This window comes from Amycolatopsis sp. CA-230715, assembly GCF_018736145.1.
Lineage (GTDB): Bacteria > Actinomycetota > Actinomycetes > Mycobacteriales > Pseudonocardiaceae > Amycolatopsis.
The window spans coordinates 1,876,226-1,895,873 of the sequence record NZ_CP059997.1 but is presented as its reverse complement, the minus strand read 5'-3'; the positions used below and the strand labels follow the sequence as shown (position 1 = coordinate 1,895,873).

Sequence of the window (19,648 nt, the reverse complement as noted above, 5' to 3'; positions counted from 1 at the left end):
GTACGGCACACTCGGCTCCGTGACTTCAACGGTGCTGGTGCTGGGCGGACGCAGTGAGATCGGGCTCGAGGTCGCGCGCGGCCTCGCCGCCGAAGGGCGCACGATCGTGCTCGCCGCGCGGCGGAGCCACGACCTCGACGCGCAGGAGGACGCCTTGCGCGCGGCGGGCGCCGGTGCCGTCAAACGCGTCGAGTTCGACGCCGACGACCTGGCGAGCCACCTGCCGCTGCTCGAGGACGTCGCCACGCGGTTCGGCCCGCTGGACGTGATCGTGACCGCGTTCGGCATCCTCGGCGACCAGCAGCGTGCGGAAAACGACGCCGGGCACGCGGTCGCCGTGGTGCACACCGACTACGTCGCGCACGTGAGCGTGCTGACCCACGCCGTGAACCTGCTCCGGAAGCAGGCGAGCGGGACCGTGGTGGTGTTCTCCTCGGTCGCCGGCGTGCGGGTGCGGCGGGCGAACTACGTCTACGGTTCGGCGAAGGCGGGGCTCGACGGGTTCGCCAGCGGGCTCGCCGACGCGCTCGCGGGCAGCGGGGTCCGGTTGCTGCTCGTCCGCCCGGGTTTCGTGGTGGGGCGGATGACCGAGGGCATGTCGCCCGCGCCGTTTTCGAGCACGCCCGCACAAGTGGCGAAGGCGACGCTGGGCGCGCTGCGCCGCGGGTGCGGCGAGGTGTGGGTACCCGGCGTGCTGAGGCCGGTGTTCGCGGTGCTGCGCTTGCTCCCGCGAGCGCTGTGGCGCCGCTTACCGCGTTGACCCGGCCGAGGGGTTGACCTGTCCCGGCGAGCGCGTACTTTGGAAGTCACTGGCTGTTGTTCAGACACGTGCTCCGGTCAGCGATTGTCGAGCGGACGTTGATGGCCGCCAGTGGTTTCGCGCATCTCCACACAGTGCGGGTTTTCGAATCCGGCGGTCATCGAGAGGAGCGCACCATGGAAATACCCCTGCCCCGGTTGCCGGACGGCCACGGCCTATCGGTCACCGAGAGTCAGTACGACGACCGGACGGTGCTGACCGTGGTCGGCGAGGTCGACGCGATGACCGTGGACGCGTTGCGCGCACACCTGGACCGCGTCGCGACGAGCGAACTCGTCCTGGACCTCTCGCGCGTCGGATTCCTGTCCTGCGCCGGGCTGCAGGCGCTCGTCGAGGTTCGCGGGCGCGGGGTCGAGGTGAGCGTGGTCATCACCGAGCACATCGTCTGGCGCGTGTTCGAAGCCACCGGGCTCGCGTCGCTGTTCGCGGTCCACGCCAAGCTCGACACCGCCGCCGCACCGCGCTGAGCCCACCGAGTCCTTTGTAGAGCGAGGGCGGCATCCCGGACACGGGGTGCCGCCCTCGCTTACGTTCCCCTCCGATGTGTCATCGGAGAGCGAGCAATGGTCTGGACCTCTTTGGATTTTCATGGATGTGAATATCCGCTGGCAGGAAAGGACTATCTTCGTCGGCGATGACCTTTCGGGGTAATGAACCGAGTTCACTTTTCGCTCTTCCCTGACAAACATCGGACGTGTTAACTTCCTTCCGCTCATCGGGCCGGTGTCCCGGCGAACGGCACACCGGGCGGGCTGGGAGGTCGACGTGGATTGTGAGCACGGCACGTTCGAACGCAGCGGCACTCTGGAGCGCGGGCTGGCGGTGCTCCGGCACGTCGGGCTCAAGCAGGAGATTTCGACGAACGCGATCGCCACGCAGCTGGGGTTGTCGAGGAGCGCGGTGTACCGCATCGTCAACACCCTCAAGCAGCTCGACTACCTCGAAGCCGATCACGTGACCGGCCGCGTCCGGCTCGGCACCAGGCTCGTCGAACTCGGCGTGCGCGCGATGTCGTCGAGCGACCTGCACCGCGCGGCACCCCGGTTCCTCGCCGCGCTCGCGGAAAAGTCGGGGGAGACCACCTATCTCGCGGTTCCGGACGGCAACGCGATGGTCTACGTGGCGACCGAGCAGAGCGCGGGCGCGGTGACGCTCAAGTGCCGCCTCGGCGCGCGCCGCCCGCAGTACGCGACCTCGCTCGGCAAGGCCTACCTCTCCGCTTTGTCCGAAGTGGACAGAGTGGAGCGGTTGCGGCGGATGAAACTGGACCGGCTCACCGGGAACACCATCGTCGAGCTGCCTCGTCTGCTCGACGAGCTGGTGACCGCGCGCCGCCAGGGCTGGGCGCTCGACGACGTCGAGAACGAGCCGGGGGTCGGCTGCGTGGCGGCCCCGATCCGGGATCGCAGCGGGGCGCCGGTGGCCGCGATGAGCGTGGCGGGACCGGCGGAACGGGTGCTGCCGCGTCGCGGCGAACTCGCCGGGCTGGTCGTCGCCACCGCGGCCGCGCTGTCCCGCCGCCTCGGTCACGTACCGGCGCAAGGAGCCTGAGCGTGGGCTGGGTGCAGGACTACCAGCCGGCGGGCGGGCTGTGGCCCTCCGCGTTGCTGGCGGCGCTGCCGATCGTCGTGCTGCTGGTCTCGCTCGGCGTGCTGCGCCGGTCCGCCCACCTCTCCGCGGCGCTGGCCCTGCTCACCGCGCTCGCGGTCGCGCTGGCGCTGTACCGCATGCCGGTGGGGCTGGCACTGGACTCGGCGGCGATGGGCGTGGTGTTCGGGGTGTGGTCGGTCGCCTGGATCGCCTTCCACGCGGTGTACTTCCACAACGTCACGGTGGCCACCGGCCGGTTCGACAGCATCAAGACCGTGCTCGCCGGGTTCAGCGAGGACCGCAGGCTCCAGGCGCTGCTCATCGCGTTCGGCTTCGGCGCGCTGCTCGAAGGCGTCGCCGGGGGTGGCTCGCCGATCGCGATCACCGCGGCGATGATGGCCGCGCTCGGGTTCCCGCCGGTGAAGGCCGTGGTGCTGGCGCTGCTGGCGAACACCGCACCGGTGGCCTTCGGCGGGCTCGGCAACCCGCTGATCGTGCTGGGCAGGCTCACCGCGCCGATCGTGCACCTGAAACCGGACCAGGCAACGGATCTGTTCTCCTCGATGGTGGGCAGGCAGGTGCCGTGGCTCGCGGTGATCATCCCGGCGTTCCTGGTGGTGGTGCTCGCGGGCTGGAAGCGCATGCTGGAGGTGCTCCCCGCGGTCGCGACGGCCGGGATCACCTTCGCGGCCCTGCAGTTCGTGGTGTCGAACTACGTCAGCCCGAGCCTGGTGGACGTGGTGGCCGCGCTCGGCGCGATGGCGTCGCTGTGGATCCTCACCCGGTTCTGGCAGCCGAAAACCGTGTGGCGCTTCGACGGCGAGGAGCCGGTGGCCGCGGCGACCGGTGCGCCGAAGGCGGGACCGTTCCACGCGTGGCTGCCCTACGTCATCCTGATCGCGGCGATCTTCGCCTCGCGGATCGGCACGATCTTCAAGGACCTGCCGCCGTGGCTCGACCTGACGAAGCTGCTGCACAAGGCGGACTGGGTGTTCGGGTGGCCGGGGCTGGACAAGGCGGTCGTGCAGCACGCGCCGATCACGCCGAAGGACACCCCGTACGCGGCGTCGTTCACCGTCGACTTCCTGTTCTCGCCCGGCACGGTCGCGCTCGCCGCCGCGCTGATCGCCGGGTTCGCGATGGGCGCGAAACCGGGCCTGCTGGCCAGGACGTACCGGCGGACCGTGCACCAGATGCGGTGGGCGCTCGCGACGATCTTCATGATCCTGGCCATCGCGTTCGTGATGAACTATTCGGGCGCGACGCAGACGCTCGGGCTCGCGCTCGCGGCGACCGGCGCGCTGTTCCCGCTGTTCTCCGCCTACATCGGCTGGCTCGGGGTGTTCCTGACCGGGTCCGACGCGTCGACGAACAGCATCTTCGGGCCGATGCAGGTGATTTCGGCGCAGCAGCTGCACCTCGACCCGACGCTCGCCGGTGCGACGAACACCTCCGGCGGCGTGATGGGCAAGATGATCTCGCCGCAGAACCTGTCCATCGGCGCCACCGCGATCGGGCAGAGCGGGAAGGAGGGCACCCTGCTGCGGCAGACCTTCCTGTGGTCGCTCGTGCTCACCGGCGTGGTCGGCGTTCTCGCGCTGCTGCAGGCGAGTGTGCTGAGCTTCATGATCCCCACCCCGTGATAAGTCCACTTCGGACAGTTGAGCCGGTGGCCGCGGGCGCCGTACGGTGAACAGCGGCCAGGAGGTGAGCTTTGCGCGCGCAAGGTGCCGAGCCCGCGTTCGCCGTCCACCGGGTCGCCGAGACCGCGGACGTGGCGGTGGCGAACGAGGCGATCGAACGGGTCTACCTGCCCAACCGGATCGACCTGCTCGATCCGGCGACCCCGCTGGACATGCGGTTGAACGCGGTGCGGCTCGCCGGGGTGACGGTCGGGTACGTGCGCTTCGGCAGCGACGTGCGCGTGGTCACCGGGGACTGCGCGAGCTACCACGTGAACGTGCCGCTGTCCGGTGCCGTCGAATCGCGTTCGGGCAACCGCGGCCCGGTGCGGGGCAGCCCGCGGCGCGCCGCGGTGTTCACCCCCGGCGCGCCAGCCGATCTGCGCTGGCGGGCGGACTGCGCGCAGCTGTGCCTGATGATCCCGGCGGAAACCCTGCGCGAGCGGCTCGCGAAGCACCTCGACCGGCCGGTCACCGGCGCACCCGATTTCGCGGTCGCGATGGACCTCGGCTCCGGCGCCGCGCGCGAGCTGCTCGACCTGCTGCGGCTCCTCGACCGGGAAACGGCGAAGCCGGACGGCGTGCTGCGCCAGCCGCTCGCCGCGGCGACCCTGCGGGACCAGGTGATCGACGCGGTGCTCCGCGCCCAACCGCACACCTATTCCGCGGAACTGACCGAGAAAGCGCACGAGGCGGCACCGCGCGTGGTGCGCCACGCGATCGAACTGCTGCGGGAAACCCCGGAATTCCCGTGGTCACCGGCGGAGCTGGCGGCCGCGGTCGCGGTGAGCGTCCGCTCGCTGCACGACGGGTTCCGCCGCGCGATCGGGCGCCCGCCGATGGCTTACCTGCGCGAGGTCCGGCTCGGCAGGGCGCACGCGGACCTGCTCGCCGCCGAACCCGGCGCGGTCACCGTCACCGAAGTGGCCGGGCGATGGGGTTTCGCGCACCTCGGCCGGTTCTCCGTCGGCTACCGGGACCGCTACGGGGAACGCCCGAACGAAACCCTCCGCCGCCTGCCGTGAAACCCCGATTCCCGGTACTCGTCGCCGGGAGGAGCAACCTCAGTATTTCCAGCGCGACCCCGTGCCCCGGTACTGCTCGACCGGGATCGGGCTGACGCCTTCGCGCATCCGGTCGGTGTACAGCGTCCCGTGCAGGTGGTCCACTTCGTGCGCGACGAGGCGGGCAACGCCTTTGTCGAAGGCCGTTATCTTCGTCCGGCCGTCGGCGCTGGTGTGCTCGACCTGGATCGTGTGCGCCCGCGGGACTTGACCGCGGACGTCGAAGAACGAGAGGCACCCTTCGTACTGTTCGTCGATCTCGCCCGCGGTTTCGATGATCCTGGGGTTGAACAGCGTGATCACCTCACCGTCCGGGGTGCGCACGATCGCGGCCGCTCGGTTGACCCCGATCTGCGGTGCGGCGATCCCCATACCCTTGCCGAAAGTGTGCGCCCGCGCGACGCGCTCGGCTGCTGCCTTCAACTCCGCGACGACTCGGTGGGCGTCTTCGGCCTCTGAAGGAAGCGCGAACCTGCGGGCCGGTTCACGCAACGCGGGATCGGAGTCCTGCACGATCCCGAGCGAGGCCATCACCGCGGTGGGCGCTGGCCCCGTGGCGGCGGTGTCACTACGGAAACCCCATTCGAGCCGGTAACGGGCATGCAGCGGTGGGTCTTCGCACGACCAGGAGAAGACGTGACGGTCGCCGTCGTCATCGCGTTTGATGGCGGTGGCGAACGGCATGGCCTGCGAGGTCATCGAGGTGTGCAGGCCCCACACCGACGCTGCCAAGTCCGCTGGGAAGTCGAGGCACACCGACAGAGTGCGGGTGGGGAGGCGGACGGCGCGCTGGAACCAGTTTCCCCAGTGCTCGTCCCGCACGGTGTATTCGTACTCGATCCAGCACGCTTCCCCGGGATACAAGGGAAAATGGCCCTGCTCGCCCTCGAAGAGCAGCCACACTTCCTTGAACGCGTCGCGGTCGTGGTGGGGCGTCCAGGTCATCGCAGTGGACCGTCCACGGCCGTGCCAGGCACGCAGCTCGATCTCGTCCCAGGTCAGCGGGTTTTCGCTGTACAGCTGGTTTGACCGTTCCGGGTCGCCGGGATACCGATCGACCGAGATGCGGATCAGGTAGCGGCTGATCGGCTCGCCACCTTCGTTGACCAAGCGCCGCCTCTGCGTGAGCCGGTAGACGCCTTCGTCGTAGCGCAGGATCGCGTCGTCGTGGTCGACGACGATGCCGCCCGTCCCGGCCGGTGGATCCGCGACCGCCGGGGCAGCCTGAGGCCGTGGCCTGGCCGGGCGACGGGCTTCGTACTCGCGGAACGCGGCTCGCAGGGCACCACCTGCGCGCAGTGCGGTCTCGGCGTGCACGGCGAACGCTTCCGAAGGTCGCTCCGCACCGGAAAGCACTTTGGAGACGTACGAGCGGTCGTAACCCATGGCCTTGGCCAGGGCCGCGCGGGAATGTCCGCGTACATCGCGCCATCGCTCAAGTTCGACGGCGAAAGCGTTCACGTCACCGGCTGGATCTGCCACCGTTGCCACCTCCAGCTGAGCCGGGACCGTGAGTGTGCGTGAACCTACCGTGAGTCGGTTCTCAGCCTAGCCACACGCCCCGCGGTTGCGGTGTTCTCGGACCCAGCGCCGATCGGCGCGGTTCGATCGCCAACCGAAGGAGTTCCCATGACCTCAGTCCTGACCGGCCGGGCCACCGGTCGCTCGCTCGTCTCACCCGAACTGTTCGACCGGCTCGCGCGCCGGATCGTCGGCGAGGAGAAACTGGATCGGGACCTGGCCGAGCGCATCACCGAGCAAACGCTCGCGTTCCTGGTGGCCTGTGCCGTCAACACCGGCTCGCCGCTCGCGCCGAGTGAACTGGTGGACGTCGGTTGGCACACTTTTCTGTTGCACACCAAGGACTACGCCGCGTTTTGCGAACGGATCGCCGGTCGCTTCCTGCACCACGTTCCCACGGATGAGAACGACCCGGCTGCCCGCGGTGAGGCTGCCCGTGAAACTCTGAGCCGTACTGTGGCCGCGATCAAATCATCCGGGCTCGCCGTCGACCCCGCGCTGTGGCCCGCGGTAGGCAGTCAGTGCAATGTGGACTGTTCGCAGTGCCAGAACGGCTGCTCCGACGATCCGCCACCCGCGTGCCGGTAAGGAACTCGATGCCCCGCACCACCTGGGAAGGCCTGCCCGCGCTCGTGCGAGCCGTGATCGAACGCGAGTGCGGGCGGGTCCTTCGCGCGGAAGAACCTTCGGCGGGGCGGAACTCCGACTTCTCCGCCACCGTGTACACCGACCGCGGACCCGTGTTCTGCAAGGGCATCACCGACGCCCACGGCAAGCGTGGCGCGATGCACCGGCACGAGTCCATGATCAACAAGTGGCTGCCGCACGAGGTTGCGCCGCGGCTGCTGTGGCAGGCCGAGGCGGACGGCTGGCTGCTGCTGGGCTTCGAGCACGTCGCCGGGTGCCATGCCGACCTCTCACCGGGTTCACCGGATCTTCCGCTGGTCACCGAAGCGATGACCACGCTGGCGCGCGAATTGGCGCAGTGCCCGTCCGGGGTCCCCAGCCTCGCGGACAAGATGGCGTGGTTGGCCGGATGGCGGCGCCTGCGCCATGATCCGCCTGCGGAACTGGACAACTGGAGCCGTGAGCAGTTGGACCTGCTGGTCGAATGGGAGGCGCGTGGTCTGGAAGCCGTCGCGGGGGACGCGCTGCTGCACACCGATCTCCACTCGTTGAACATCCTGGTGGCCGACCGGGCGCGGGTCATCGACTGGGCGTGGGCTCGTAGCGGAGCGGCCTGGACCGACACCGCTCATCTGGTGGTCCGGCTCATCGACGCAGGTCACCGTCCCTCGGACGCCGAACGCTGGGCCGCGGGGATTCCCGGGTGGCAAGACGTCTCTGGAACGGAACTGACCGGCTTCGCGGTAGCGCTGGCCGGGATGTGGACGTACCTGCGGCACGCCGATCCCCAGCCGCAACGGCCACGACTCGCCGGGTCGGCGCGGACGTGGGCCGAACACCGCCTGCGCACGGAGTGAAATCGAGCCCCGGTAGCCCGCTCAGTCGGCGCTTTTGATCGCGTCGCCGACCGAGCAGTGGAACCGGAACATCTCGGACCATCCCGCCGCTTCCAGCCGCCGCGCCGCTTCGGTGCCCTCGGCGCCGACGAGGCTCAGTGCGATTCCCGCGCGGTGGGCCGCGAAAGCGCACCGCACGAGCGCGGGCACGCCGTCAGGGCGCAGCCAGAACGGTTCGACGAGGTCGAGCACGAGCAGCCGGGGTTTCGCCGTGACCTGCCTGGCCACCACGCGGTCCAGCTCGGGCGCCGTGTCGTGGTTGAGCTGCCCGCACAGGCGGACGACGCGGACCGACGGTGTCGTTTCGTGCGCGCGGACGGTCAGGAGCTCCGGCCGCCCGCGCGACGGAAACGACCAGTGGTGCGATTCGTCTCCCCGGTGCGATCTCATCGTTGAGCAGTGAATACGGCGGCGGCGCCGGTGACTATCCGTCCAGCGCAAGGCCGGGCGTGGCGATCAGCACGCCGGTGGTTCGCCGTCGAGCAGGAGGTAGCCGCGCGACACGTAGTGGCCAGGCCCGATCCGGGCCCACTGCGCGCTGGCGCCGACGGCACCGGTCACGTACTGGCCCGCCACCGTGCATTCGGCCGTCACCCTGGCGTAGTTCGCCGCGAACCCCACGATCGGGTTCCCGGTGCCCGGCCCGGAGCGCAGGTTCAGCGGCCCGCCCTCGGTGCGCACGTCGGCGGTGGTACCGCTGCCGGTCCAGAGGTAGGTGACGTCGACCCACGCGTTCGTGCTCAGCTTCAGGCCGTCCCAGAACGTGCCGTCGGCGAGGTCGATCCCGGCCGGGTTCGCCACCTTCCGGCCGTACTGGTCCTTGCCGCCGTTGTAGCCGAGCTGGTAGGCGGCCTGCGCCTGGGGCATGCCCTGCGCGAGGTCCTGCCAGCTCTGGCGCTGTGCCGCCGGGTTCCAGTAGTCGTCGCGCACGTTCCACGGCCCGACGTCCCAGACCGGCGCGTACTCGCAGCGGCTGCGGTCGGTGCTGCAGACGCGGACGGTGTAGTCGCCGGATCCCTTGGGGGACAGGCCACGCCGGGACGGGAACGCGACGAAGTGGTCGCGCGCGGCGATCACGTGGCCGTTCGCGGTCTTGTTGCCGACGAGCCCTTCCCTGGTGGCGAAGACGCGGTACGAGGCGGCCGCGTTGCCCCGCTCCGAGCGCGGTGCGGGCACGGAATCCGCGGTGAGCCGGACCGAGGACACCGCGGCCGACGTGCGCAACGAGATTCGGACCTGGACCTCGGTGACCTCCTCGGGCAGCGGCGTGCCCGCGGCGGTCCATTCGGTGCCGTGGCCGCGCACGTCCACGTCGACGGCGCCGGTCGCGACGGTCTTCGCCGAGATCCGGTTCGCGGGGCGGGCGAGCGGGTGCCACGGGAGCAGGAGAGTGCCTTCGCTTTCGGGCTGGTCCGCGCGGCGCCAGGCGGGATCACGCAGTGTCAGCGCGCCGGTGAAGGCGACGTTGACGTCATCTTCATCCACAGTGGACAGATCAGCGCGCCAGCCCTGATCGGCTCGCACGGGCGTGGTCACCGTGCACAGCAGCGCGATGGCCAGCGCGGATGCGGTCAAGCGGGAGAATCTTCGACGGGTGATCGACATGGCTCATTCGTAGCGGCCCGGCGCGGATACCGCCGTCGACAGGGCCGCCGACACGGCGAACATCCCCACAACGCGTGACGCTCAGCCGGAGACCGACCGGAGCCGGGGCGGGGAGTCGGGCACCTCGTCCCGCGGCGCGGTGCCATCTGCCAGCTCGTGCCACAGCGCGCGGGCGCGGGCGTAGTAGTCCTGGGAGCGCTCCGGCTGGCTCAGCGAGTCGTGCAGGTCGCCGAGCAGCCCGGCGACCTCGGCCTCGGACCGCCGGTCCCCGTTGCGCCGGTGCACGTTCAGCGAGTTCACCAGCAGCAGCCTGGCGTGCGCGAGATCGCCGGTGCACAGGCACAGCTCGCCGAGGTTCTGGTTCGCGTAGCCGACGCAGTGGTCGTCGCCGAGCTCGTCGAAGATCGCGATGGCGCGGTCGACATGCTCGCGCGCCGCGCTGAGATTGCCCTGGTGCTGGTAGAGCAGCGCGAGCCGCTTGAGGGCGTGCGCTTCGCGGTGCCGGTCGCCGATTTCGGCGGCCAGCGCGCGAGCGTCGGTGAGCCAGCGGCCCGCGGTGGCGTAGCAGCGCCTCGCCATCCACGCGGCGCCGACCGCGATCATCGCGACGGCCTCGCCGTGCCGGTCGCCGACCAGCCGGAACAGCTCCAGCGCGCGCTGCGCGTGCTCGTGCGAGCCGTCGATCGCGTCGCGGAAGCGGAGCGCGGTGGCCAGCCCGGCGAGCGCGATCGCCCGGCCGCGGTCGTCGCCGATGGCGGCGAAGAGCCGGTGGGATTCGCCGAACGCCTCTTCGGAGCCGGGGTAGGCGTCGCGGTAGAGGTCGACCTGTCCGATGTTGCGCAGCACGATCGCCTGGCCTTCCACGTCACCGGCGCGGCGCGCGGCGGCGAGCGCGATCTCGTGCGTCCGCAGCCAGTCCTCGGAGTGCCCGCGAAGGTCGAAGTACGGCGTGAACGCGACCGCGATGCGCCACGCGAGATCGTCGAACCCGTGGTCGACGGCGGTGGTCACGGCGAGCACCCCGGCGCGCAGCTCGGCGGAGAACCAGGCCGTCGGATCGGCGAGCAGCTCGTCGTATCCGGGGTGCCACAACGGTTTCCGACCGTCCACTTCGGTCAGTCCGAAGAAGTGGATCGGCATCCGCCGCGCCGCTTCGGTGGCCAGCGCGAGGTAGCCCTCGAGCACGCGGCGCAGGTCCTCTCCCGGCGAACCGGGTTGCTCGGTCGCGAAGCAGCGCAGCAGATCGTGCAGCCGGTAGCGCGGATTCCCGGTGGCGTCGGTGCTCGCCGTCTCGACGAGGTGCGCGTCGATGAGGACGTCGAGTTCCTCCGAGTCAGCCGAGCCGTCCGAGCCGAGGAGCGCCGACACGGCCCAGCCGGGGAACTGCACCGGGCCCAGCGCGCCGAGCCCGCGGAACGCGCGCGCCGCTCTCATCGGCAGTTGTTCGTAGCTCAGCGCGACGCTCGCGCGCACCGCGAGATCCCCGACGCGCAGTTCGTCCAGGCGCCGCTGTTCGTCGTGCAGGCGGGCGCCGAAGAGCTGCAGTGTCCACGCGGGACGGTGGGTCAGCTTCGCGCCGGCGACCCTGATGGCGAGGGGGAGGTGGCCGCAGGCGCGCAGGATTTCGGCCGCGGCGGCGGGTTCGGCCGCGGTGCGCGGCGCGCCGACGATTCCGTCGAGCAGCGCCGCGGCCTCGGCGTCGGTGAGCACCTCGACGTCGAACTGGTGCGCGCCGGAGAGGTCCGGCAGCCGTCTCCTGCTGGTCACCAGCACCGCGCAGCCGCCGGTGCCCGGGAGCAGCGGGCGGACCTGCGCGGCGGCGCCCGCGTCGTCGAGCAGCACGCACAGCCTCGCCTCGGCCAGCCGCGAGCGCAGCAGGGCCGCGCGTTCGCCGAGCCCCTTCGGCAGCGCCGCGTCGGAGACGCCGAGCGCGTGCAGCAGCTCGGCGAGCATGTCCATCGGCTGGCGCGGGGCCTCGGAGGTGCCGCCGAGGTCGAGGTGCACCTGCCCGTCGGGGAACTCGTCGCGGACGGCGTGCGCGACCCGCACGGCCAGCGCGGACTTGCCGATCCCCGGTGGCCCCGACAGCACGGCGACGGTCGGCCTGGTGCCGGAGTTCGCGCGCAGCAACGTGGTCAGCTCGCCGACGAGCCGGTCGCGGCCGGTGAAATCGGGCAGGTCGAGCGGGAGCTGGCGCACCGAAACCGGGCAGGCGAGCCGGTTCCGCAACGCCCGCAGCCTCGGCCCCGGCTGGGCGTCGAGCTCTTCGCGCAGCACGCGTTCGGCTTCGTCGCACACTTGCCGCGCTTCGGTGGCGCGCCCCGCGCCGTCGAGCGCGAGCACGAGGTTCTCCCACAGCTCTTCGCGCAGCGGGTGGTCCGCGACGAGCCCGCGCAGCTCCGCGATCGCGTCCGCGTGGGCGCCGCGGTCGATCAGTGCCTTGAGCCGGTGTTCGCGCACGGTGAGCCGCAGTTCGGTGACGCGGGCGACGGTCGCCGCCCAGGCGTGGCTGTGCGGGAGGTCTTCGAGTATTTCGCCGCGCCAGCACCGGCACGCGGTTTCCCCGAGTTCCGCCGCCTTTTCCCGGTCCGGCTCGGCGAACGCGCGGTGCGCGTGGTCTTCGAATTCGGCGAGGTCGAGTTCTCCCGGCTCCACCAGCACGAGGTAGCCGGACGGCCTGCTTCGCAGGCGGTCGCCGAATTCACCGAACCGGCGGCGAAGGGAATGCACGTAGGTGCGGATGTTCGCGGCTGCCGAACGCGGCGCCGCCCCCGGCCAGAGCACTTCGGTCAGCATGTCCGCCGTGACCGCGACATTGGGCTGGAGCAGCAGCGCGGCCAGCAGCATGCGCGGTTTCGGCCCACCCAGCGGCACGGTTCGCCCGGCCACCCGCACTTCGAGTGGCCCCAGAACCCGAAACGAAATCGATGCCACGTGCCCGCCTGAAATGCGTGAAATCCGACCCCGATCGGGATGCTAAGCGTGCACCGGGGGCGAGCACCAGCCCCTTTTGGCTGGCATAGGGGTGAACGCCAGGCGAATGGCAATTGCCGGTTATTCGGATCCGATGAGCTGGCGCAGGTCGGGCGAGGACCGCACCGGATCCGGCACGAGCTGGGGCACCTTCGGCCCGTGCGGCAGCGTGGCGGCGAGCCAGTAGCAGGCGAGCAGCCGCAGGCCGGTCGACTCGCGCGGGGTCCAGCCCGAGGGCACCGCGGGCGGCTGCCAGCCTCCTCGGGTGGCGGTCGTCCACACGTCGTGGGCGTGCCCGGCGATCAGCGCGAGCGGGGTCAGCGGCTCGGCGCGGCCCGAAAGGTCCAGTTCGACGTGCACCGCGTCGGCGACCGCGTGCAGGTGCGTGCCGAACGCGAGCCGCAGGTCGGGGCGGGTGCCGAGGGCGACCCAGCCGGATTCCACGCGCGCGCCCATGCCGCACAGCCAGCGCCGTGCGGAGCGGTCGGTCAGGCGGTCGATCCAGTGCACACCTGATCATGCACTGAGTGACAACCCGATAGCTATGGGTCAACGGCAGAAACGACCCGGATGGGTGTTACCGGGTGAAAGGGGTCGGCACCGCTCGTTTGTGCACCGTACGGCGGTGCCAGGAGATGATCGTCTCGTAGGCCTTGTCGCTGACGTCCTTGCCTTCGAGGAAGTCGTCGATGTCCTCGTAGGTGATGCCGAACGCCTGCTCGTCGGGCAGGCCGGGGGACTCGCTCTCCAGATCGGCCGTCGGCACCTTGTGCACCACCGCGTCCGGTGCGCCGAGTTCGGTGGCCACCGCGCGCACGCGCCGCTTGGTCAGCCCGGACAGCGGCGTCAGATCGCACGCGCCGTCGCCGTACTTGGTGAAGAAGCCCATCACGGCCTCCGCCGCGTGGTCGGTGCCGACGACGAGCCCGCGGTGCGCGCCGGCGACCGCGTACTGCGCGATCATGCGCTGCCTGGCCTTGATGTTGCCGTGCAGGAAGTCCTCGCGGCCCTGGAAGTCGACGCCGCTGTTCTTCACCGAGTCGAGCATGGCGTCGGACGCGGGTTTGACGTCCACGGTCAGCGTCTCGTCCGGCTGGATGAACGCGAGCGCGCGCTGGGCGTCGGCCTCGTCGGCCTGGACGCCGTAGGGCAGGCGCATCGCGACGAAGGTGGCTTCGCCGCCCGCCGCGCGGACGCGTTCGGCGGCGAGCTGGCACAGCCTGCCGGTGGTGCTCGAATCCACCCCGCCGCTGATGCCCAGCACGAGCGCCTTCGTGCTCGACGACTTCAGCCGCTCGACGAGGAACCCGATCCGGGCTTCGACCTCGGCGGCGGCGTCGAACTCCGGCGGCACGCCGAGCTCGTCGATGATCAGCTCCTGCAGGTAGCGGCGTTCCAGTGTGCTCACGGGTGTTCTCCCTTCCCTCGTTCCTCGGTACGGGACAACACCCGCGAGGCACGAGTGCCCTGTGTCCTCTGGAGCGATTCCTCCCTGCGGTCGTCATCGCTCATGCTCATCAGCGTTCCATACCCGGCCGACCCGTCCGCGTCTGCTAAGTTACCGGTCAGTACACCTGTTTTCGAGGAGGCCCGGACATGGCTGACGACGCGGCCCAGCTGCTGAACCCGCACCACTACTCGGGAGGGTTCGACGCCGAGACCGAGCGCCTCCTGCGCGCCACGATCGACTGGTTCGAGGCACGCGGCAAGGCCAAGCTCGTGGACGACTACCACCGCCGCGTCTTCTACCAGGACTTCCTGGACTTCGCGGCGAAGGAGGGGCTGTTCGCCACCTTCCTGACGCCCGCGCGCGATGGTGGTGGGAGTCCGGACAAGCGGTGGGACACCGCGCGGATCGCGGCGCTGTCGGAGATCCTCGGTTTCTACGGGCTCAATTATTGGTATCCGTGGCAGGTCACGATTCTCGGGCTGGGCCCGGTGTGGCAGAGCGAGAACGCGGCGGCGCGTGCTCGGGCGGCCGCCGCGCTCGACGCGGGTGGGGTCGGCGCGTTCGGACTGTCCGAAAAGGACCATGGCGCGGACATCTATTCGTCGGACCTGGTACTGACCCCGGACGGTTCCGGCGGCTATCGCGCGAGCGGGTCGAAGTACTACATCGGCAACGGCAACTGCGCGAGCACGGTGTCGGTGTTCGGCCGGATCGACGGTGTCGAGGGGCAGGACCAGTACGTCTTCTTCTACGCCGACGCGGACCACCCGAACTACCACGTGGTGAAGAACGTGGTGCCGTCGCAGATGTTCGTGGCGGAGTTCCGGCTGGAGGACTACCCGGTGCGCGCCGAGGACATCCTGCACACCGGCGCGGAAGCGTTCTCCGCCGCGCTCAACACGGTCAACATCGGCAAGTTCAACCTGTGCTTCGGCGGCATCGGCATGGCGACGCATTCGCTGTACGAGGCGATCACGCACGCCCGCAACCGGGTGCTCTACGGCAACCCGGTCACCGATTTCCCGCACGTGCGAAGGGAATTCGTCGACGCGTACGCGCGGCTGACCGCGATGAAGCTGTTCTCCGACCGCGCCGTCGACTACTTCCGCTCGGCTGGCCCGGAGGACCGCCGCTATCTGCTGTTCAACCCGATCACCAAGATGAAGGTGACCACCGAAGCGCAGAAGGTGATCGGCCTCGTCGCGGATGTGGTGGCGGCCAAGGGTTTCGAGGCGGACACCTACCTCGCGATGGCGAAGAACGACATCGACGGGCTCCCGAAGCTCGAAGGGACCGTCGCGGTCAACCTCGCGCTGATCGCCAAGTTCATGCCCGCCTACCTGTTCGACCCGCAGCCCTACGAAGCGGTGCCGACCCGGTCCGACGCCGCCGACGACGAGTTCCTGTTCCGCCAGGGCCCCGCGCGCGGGCTGTCGAAGGTGCGCTTCCACGACTGGCGCGTGGCGTACAAGAACGCGGCGGGGATCGCGAACGTCGCCCGGTTCACCGAGCAGGCCGAAATGCTGGTGAAACTGCTCACCGAAGCCACCCCGGACAAAGACCAGCAGGCGGATCTCGACTTCGGGCTCGCGCTGACGGAACTGTTCACGCTCGTCGTCTACGGGCAGCTCGTGCTCGAACAGGCCGAGATCACCGGACTTTCCGAAGATCTCGTCGACCAGATCTTCGCGGTACTGGTGCAGGACTTCAGCGCCGCTGCGGTGGAGCTCAACGGGAAGTCGAGCTCCACCGAGGTCCAGCAGCGCCTCGCGCTGGCGTCGATCCGGAAGCCGGTGTCCGGCGCGGAGCGCTTCGACCGGGTGTGGCACCAGGTCGAAGCGCTCTCGGGCGCCTACGCGATGAACCCGTAGGTCACCCGGTCGCGGCGGGGCGCACCGGGTCGATGTAGGTGCCGGGGTGCGTCGCCGCGTCCTGCTTCGCGACGGGTTTGCCGACGGCCCACGGCACGATCTGCGTGTCGGTGGTGTGCGGCGGCGTCACGGCCATGCGGGCGACCTGCCACGCCGGGCCCGCGCCGCCGTCCGCGGCCGAGAGGTAGGTCAGATCGGCCGAGGCGTGCTGCCCCGGCGCCACCTCGATCGGGGTGATCTCCTTCGCGGTGCGCGTCAGGTCCCACGACGAGCCGTCGGCGCCGTCCAGCCGCACGCCGGGGAAGCCGCGGACGGTGCAGGGCGCGCTGCCCTCGTTGGTGAACAGGAGCGCGAAGTGCTCCTGGCCGCTGCCGCGCGGCTGCGACTGCGTCACCTTCATCTTCGTGCACTCCGCCCCGCCGCCGCCTCCCGGTGCGGGCGGCTTGCCCTTGTCGGGGGCGCCGGACGTGGTGCGCCCGGGGGACTTCTCCGCGCTCGGGGCCGGGGGCTGGGACGGCTGCGAGCTGGGCTGCGGGTCACCGGTGGACACGACCGAGCCCGCCTGGGTGATGTTCCCCGGCGCGCCCGCCGGGCCCTGTTCGCCACCACCGCACGCGCCAAGAGCGCCGAGCGCGAACGCGGCGGCGGTCACCGAGACCGCACCTCGCCGGACTGCCGTGCCGTTGATGTTCATGCCCCATCCCCTCCGGATGCCCTCGACTGCGCCTGCGTGAATTATTTTCCGTTCTCTGCTGGAGATGTTCGAGAACACGCAAAGTATGCGGTACCGCGTCTTGGTTCACCCGAAAGGGGGCCGGTGTCGCCCGGTTGGCATTATCCCTGGTCAGGGCGCGAACGCACGCGAGCGCACGGATACGAAGGCCCATTCGGTTATCGCACTTTGTCCGTTCGGGCAGAATTTTCGGGCACTTCTTGACACCACTGATGAATATTTCGGGCCTGTTTTCAGGTTTTCGGCGCGAGCCCGGCCGCGGCGCGCGCTTCGGCGAACAGCTTCACGTGATCGCCGAAGTAAGCGGCGGGGAACTCGATCGCCTTCGGCCCGGAGCGTTCCAGGTGGGCGCGAAGCCGTTTCGTGTCGTGCACGCGGTGGTAGTAGGTCGCGAACACCTGGTGCGCGCTCGTCGCGGACGGATGCGCGAGCGGGCTCGTCAGCAGTCGTTCGCTCGCAGTGTTCACCTCGGTCCGCGCCCTGCGCTTCTTCAGGCGGCGCTGCATGAGGACGCGTCCGATCCGGACGACGACGTTGCCGCGCATGAGACCGTCCACATAGCTTTCGATGTGCGACATCGGCACCAGCGCGAGCAGCGGGTGCCCGTCCGGCGCGGCCGCCGCGCGTTCCGCGGCGAAGGCGGCCTGCTCGGCTTCGCTGCCGTGCCACTTGCGGGTCAGGCACCCCAGCGCCGTCATGTTCGCGCCGTACAACAGCGGCGCGCGCTCGGTGACCTGGGCGAACGCCTCGCGCCACTCCCTTTCGCGCTCGGGGGCCAACTGCGCGATCCGCATCAGGGCGGCCCACGGCACCGGGTCCTCGGGCGCGGCCTTCACGGCGGCGCGCAAGTGTTCCCGCGCCTCCCGGCCGAGCGAGAACATGTCGCGCACCTGACCGTCGCTCAGCGCGCTCGCCCTCGCGGATCCGCGCGCGTTCTTGGCGGCGGTCACGAGTGCGACGCCGAGGAGCAGGAGCAGATCGGGGTCGCCCGGTTGTTCTTCGAGCGCGCCGCCGAGGAGCGCGAGCTGCTCGGCGCCCGCCTTGCTCAGCTCGCCGACGTGGTGCTCCCGGCGGTCGGGATCGGTCCTCGTGGTCGCGAGCAGTGCGCGCGCCGGAGCGGTGTCACCGGCGCGCAGCGCTTTCCTCGCGGTGTTCAGCGCGGATCTTCCGGCCTTGTCCCCGGCCGTTCCCCCAGCCGTTGTCCCAGTCGTGCTCGAAGTCATGCGCGAAGCCTAGAGCAATACCGTTTCCCCGTCGGCGGAATTCCGTCCGGCGCCGCGACGGAATGGTCGCCGCGACGCCGCGCCCGCGCGTCCCGCGGCCGATTCGGTGGAGAATCCGCCGCCCGTGTGACGATGTTGTTTCTCGTCCACTCGGATCGTTGGGCCGTTCGGGTGCACCCGTTCTTGCTTTCCGTCCAATTCGGGAAAGATTTGCCAACGGCGCCCATCGTGCTCGGTTCATCACTTATGGTGGTAACAGGCATGCGCAATCCAGGGGGAGGAGCGTCGTGGCCGAGGGGGATCAGTACGTGCGGGCGAGCTTTCGCGCCGCGCTGGCCGATCGCGAGTTCCGGGCGCTGTGGGCGGCGGATCTGCTGTCCATCGTCGGCGACCAGTTCGCGCGCGTGGCGCTGTCCCTGCTCGTCTACGACCGCACCGGGTCGGCGCTGTTCACCGGGCTCGCGTTCGCCGCCACCTACCTGCCGACGATGGTCGGCGGGCTGACGCTGGGCTGGCTCGCCGACCGGTTCGACCGGCGCGGCGTGCTGATCACCGTCGACCTCGTGCGCGCCGCGATGGCCGCGCTGATGGCCGTTCCCGGTTCGCCCGTCGGCGCGGTGATCGCGCCGGTGGTGGTGATCAGCCTGCTGCACCCGGTGTTCCGCGGCGCGCAGCTGGCCACCCTGCGCGCGGTGCTCACCGATCCGGCGCTGTTCAAGATGGGCAGCTCGCTGCGGACGGTCACGTTGCAGGCTGGCCAGGTGCTCGGGTTCGCCGCGGGCGGCTCCGTGGTGGGGCTGACCTCGCCGAGCGTCGCGCTGCTCATCGACGCGGCCACCTTCGTCGCGTCCTCCGCGCTACTGCTGTCGCTGCGCAGGCGTCCGGTGGACGGCGGGGGCGCCCGGCGCAGCCCGCTCAACGGGATCACGATCGTGCTGGGCGATCGCAGGCTCCGCGCGCTCATCGGGGTGCAGGCGCTCGTCGGGTGCTACGTGGCGTCCGAGGCGGTGGCGGCGCCGTATGCGAAGGCGATCGGCGGCGGGGCGGGCGCCACCGGGCTGCTGCTCGCCGCGCCCGCCGTCGGCGCGGTCGTGGGCGCCTACGCCGCGGGATGGCTGCGGGATCGGGATTCCGCGGCGCTCGGCCCGCTCGTCTTCGTCACCGGGCTGCCGTTGCTGGTGTGCCTCGCGCTGCCGGGGCTGTGGGTGAGCCTGCTGCTGTTCGCGCTGACCGGTGTCGCGCTCACCGCGACGGTGGTGATCTCGACGAACCTCGCCACGCTGCACGCGGAGGAGCGCGTGCGGGGGCACGTGATGAGCGCGTTCAACGCGGTGCTCATGACCACGCAAGGTCTGGGTGCCGCGGCGGGCGGCTGGCTGGCCAGTACCCGGCTCGGCCCGGCGGCCGCGATCTCCGTGCTGGCGGCGGCGGGGATGGCCTGCGCCGCCGCCGTCGGGATCTCGTGGCGCCGGGCCGAGCGGTCGGGGTCGTCACTCCTGCCCGTCCACGGCGACTCCTCTCCGGAAGATGACCGGCGAACACCTTGAAATCGCGACTATAGCGGGAAAAAGTCGATACCAGTAGGGAGAAGGC

General features: G+C 70.4%; 17 protein-coding genes. 9 read left to right on the top strand and 8 right to left on the bottom strand.

The annotated features are described in order from the left end of the window. The first annotated feature begins 19 nt into the window (after window positions 1-19). The 5 genes from HUW46_RS08980 (at window position 20) to HUW46_RS08960 (ending at window position 5,117) form a co-directional block, all read left to right on the top strand. Complete coding sequence (locus tag HUW46_RS08980) at window positions 20-760, top strand: SDR family NAD(P)-dependent oxidoreductase (protein ID WP_215546856.1); 741 nt, start codon at window positions 20-22, stop codon at window positions 758-760. 176 nt (window positions 761-936) lie between these two features. After that, window positions 937-1,287 (top strand): STAS domain-containing protein, encoded by a 351-nt coding sequence (locus HUW46_RS08975; protein WP_215546855.1) that lies wholly within the window; start codon window positions 937-939, stop codon window positions 1,285-1,287. A 298-nt stretch (window positions 1,288-1,585) separates the two neighbouring features. After that, window positions 1,586-2,371, top strand: a complete 786-nt coding sequence (locus tag HUW46_RS08970) for an IclR family transcriptional regulator (RefSeq protein WP_215546854.1) — start codon at window positions 1,586-1,588, stop codon at window positions 2,369-2,371. 2 nt (window positions 2,372-2,373) lie between these two features. Then, on the top strand, window positions 2,374-4,053 hold the full coding sequence (locus tag HUW46_RS08965) for an L-lactate permease (RefSeq protein ID WP_215546853.1): 1,680 nt from the start codon (window positions 2,374-2,376) through the stop codon (window positions 4,051-4,053). 71 nt (window positions 4,054-4,124) lie between these two features. After that, entirely contained in the window at window positions 4,125-5,117 is a 993-nt protein-coding gene (locus HUW46_RS08960) for an AraC family transcriptional regulator (RefSeq protein WP_215546852.1), read from the top strand. Window positions 5,118-5,156: 39 nt separating this feature from the next. Here HUW46_RS08960 and HUW46_RS08955 read toward each other — a convergent pair whose 3' ends face one another. Next, a complete protein-coding gene (locus HUW46_RS08955; RefSeq protein ID WP_254125966.1) occupies window positions 5,157-6,638 on the bottom strand; it encodes a peptide deformylase in 1,482 nt (493 codons plus the stop codon). Between the two features lie 147 nt (window positions 6,639-6,785). On the opposite strand from HUW46_RS08955, the gene HUW46_RS08950 reads away from it, so the two are divergent. Together HUW46_RS08950 and HUW46_RS08945 are read left to right on the top strand one after the other, a co-directional pair. After that, window positions 6,786-7,265, top strand: a complete 480-nt coding sequence (locus HUW46_RS08950) for a glycine-rich domain-containing protein (protein ID WP_215546851.1) — start codon at window positions 6,786-6,788, stop codon at window positions 7,263-7,265. A gap of 8 nt (window positions 7,266-7,273) precedes the next feature. After that, window positions 7,274-8,161, top strand: coding sequence for a hypothetical protein (locus HUW46_RS08945; RefSeq protein WP_215546850.1), 888 nt, complete (start codon window positions 7,274-7,276; stop codon window positions 8,159-8,161). 21 nt (window positions 8,162-8,182) lie between these two features. On the opposite strand, the gene HUW46_RS08940 is transcribed toward HUW46_RS08945, so the two are convergent. The 5 genes from HUW46_RS08940 to nadE all read right to left on the bottom strand — a co-directional run bounded on the left by HUW46_RS08940 (window position 8,183) and on the right by nadE (window position 14,186). Continuing rightward, a complete protein-coding gene (locus HUW46_RS08940; protein WP_215546849.1) occupies window positions 8,183-8,590 on the bottom strand; it encodes an STAS domain-containing protein in 408 nt (135 codons plus the stop codon). Window positions 8,591-8,656: 66 nt separating this feature from the next. After that, on the bottom strand, window positions 8,657-9,775 hold the full coding sequence (locus tag HUW46_RS08935) for a hypothetical protein (RefSeq protein WP_254125964.1): 1,119 nt from the start codon (window positions 9,773-9,775) through the stop codon (window positions 8,657-8,659). Window positions 9,776-9,886: 111 nt separating this feature from the next. Continuing rightward, window positions 9,887-12,739 (bottom strand): AfsR/SARP family transcriptional regulator, encoded by a 2,853-nt coding sequence (locus HUW46_RS08930; RefSeq protein ID WP_305860142.1) that lies wholly within the window; start codon window positions 12,737-12,739, stop codon window positions 9,887-9,889. Window positions 12,740-12,859: 120 nt separating this feature from the next. Next, complete coding sequence (locus HUW46_RS08925) at window positions 12,860-13,288, bottom strand: DUF6401 family natural product biosynthesis protein (protein WP_215546847.1); 429 nt, start codon at window positions 13,286-13,288, stop codon at window positions 12,860-12,862. A 67-nt stretch (window positions 13,289-13,355) separates the two neighbouring features. Further along, on the bottom strand, window positions 13,356-14,186 hold the full coding sequence (gene nadE, locus HUW46_RS08920) for an ammonia-dependent NAD(+) synthetase (RefSeq protein ID WP_215546846.1): 831 nt from the start codon (window positions 14,184-14,186) through the stop codon (window positions 13,356-13,358). Between the two features lie 188 nt (window positions 14,187-14,374). Between nadE and HUW46_RS08915 the strand changes: the two genes are divergently transcribed. Further along, the gene (locus HUW46_RS08915) at window positions 14,375-16,099 is read left to right on the top strand and encodes an acyl-CoA dehydrogenase (RefSeq protein WP_215546845.1); all 1,725 of its coding nucleotides are present in this window, start codon (window positions 14,375-14,377) and stop codon (window positions 16,097-16,099) included. A gap of 1 nt (window position 16,100) precedes the next feature. On the opposite strand, the gene HUW46_RS08910 is transcribed toward HUW46_RS08915, so the two are convergent. Together HUW46_RS08910 and HUW46_RS08905 are read right to left on the bottom strand one after the other, a co-directional pair. After that, window positions 16,101-16,793, bottom strand: coding sequence for a DUF4232 domain-containing protein (locus HUW46_RS08910; protein WP_215546844.1), 693 nt, complete (start codon window positions 16,791-16,793; stop codon window positions 16,101-16,103). A 272-nt stretch (window positions 16,794-17,065) separates the two neighbouring features. Further along, window positions 17,066-18,055: a hypothetical protein gene (locus tag HUW46_RS08905; protein WP_215546843.1), complete on the bottom strand. Its 990-nt coding sequence runs from the start codon at window positions 18,053-18,055 to the stop codon at window positions 17,066-17,068. A gap of 287 nt (window positions 18,056-18,342) precedes the next feature. Between HUW46_RS08905 and HUW46_RS08900 the strand changes: the two genes are divergently transcribed. Beyond that, window positions 18,343-19,602: an MFS transporter gene (locus HUW46_RS08900; RefSeq protein ID WP_215546842.1), complete on the top strand. Its 1,260-nt coding sequence runs from the start codon at window positions 18,343-18,345 to the stop codon at window positions 19,600-19,602. The last annotated feature ends 46 nt before the right edge of the window (window positions 19,603-19,648 follow it).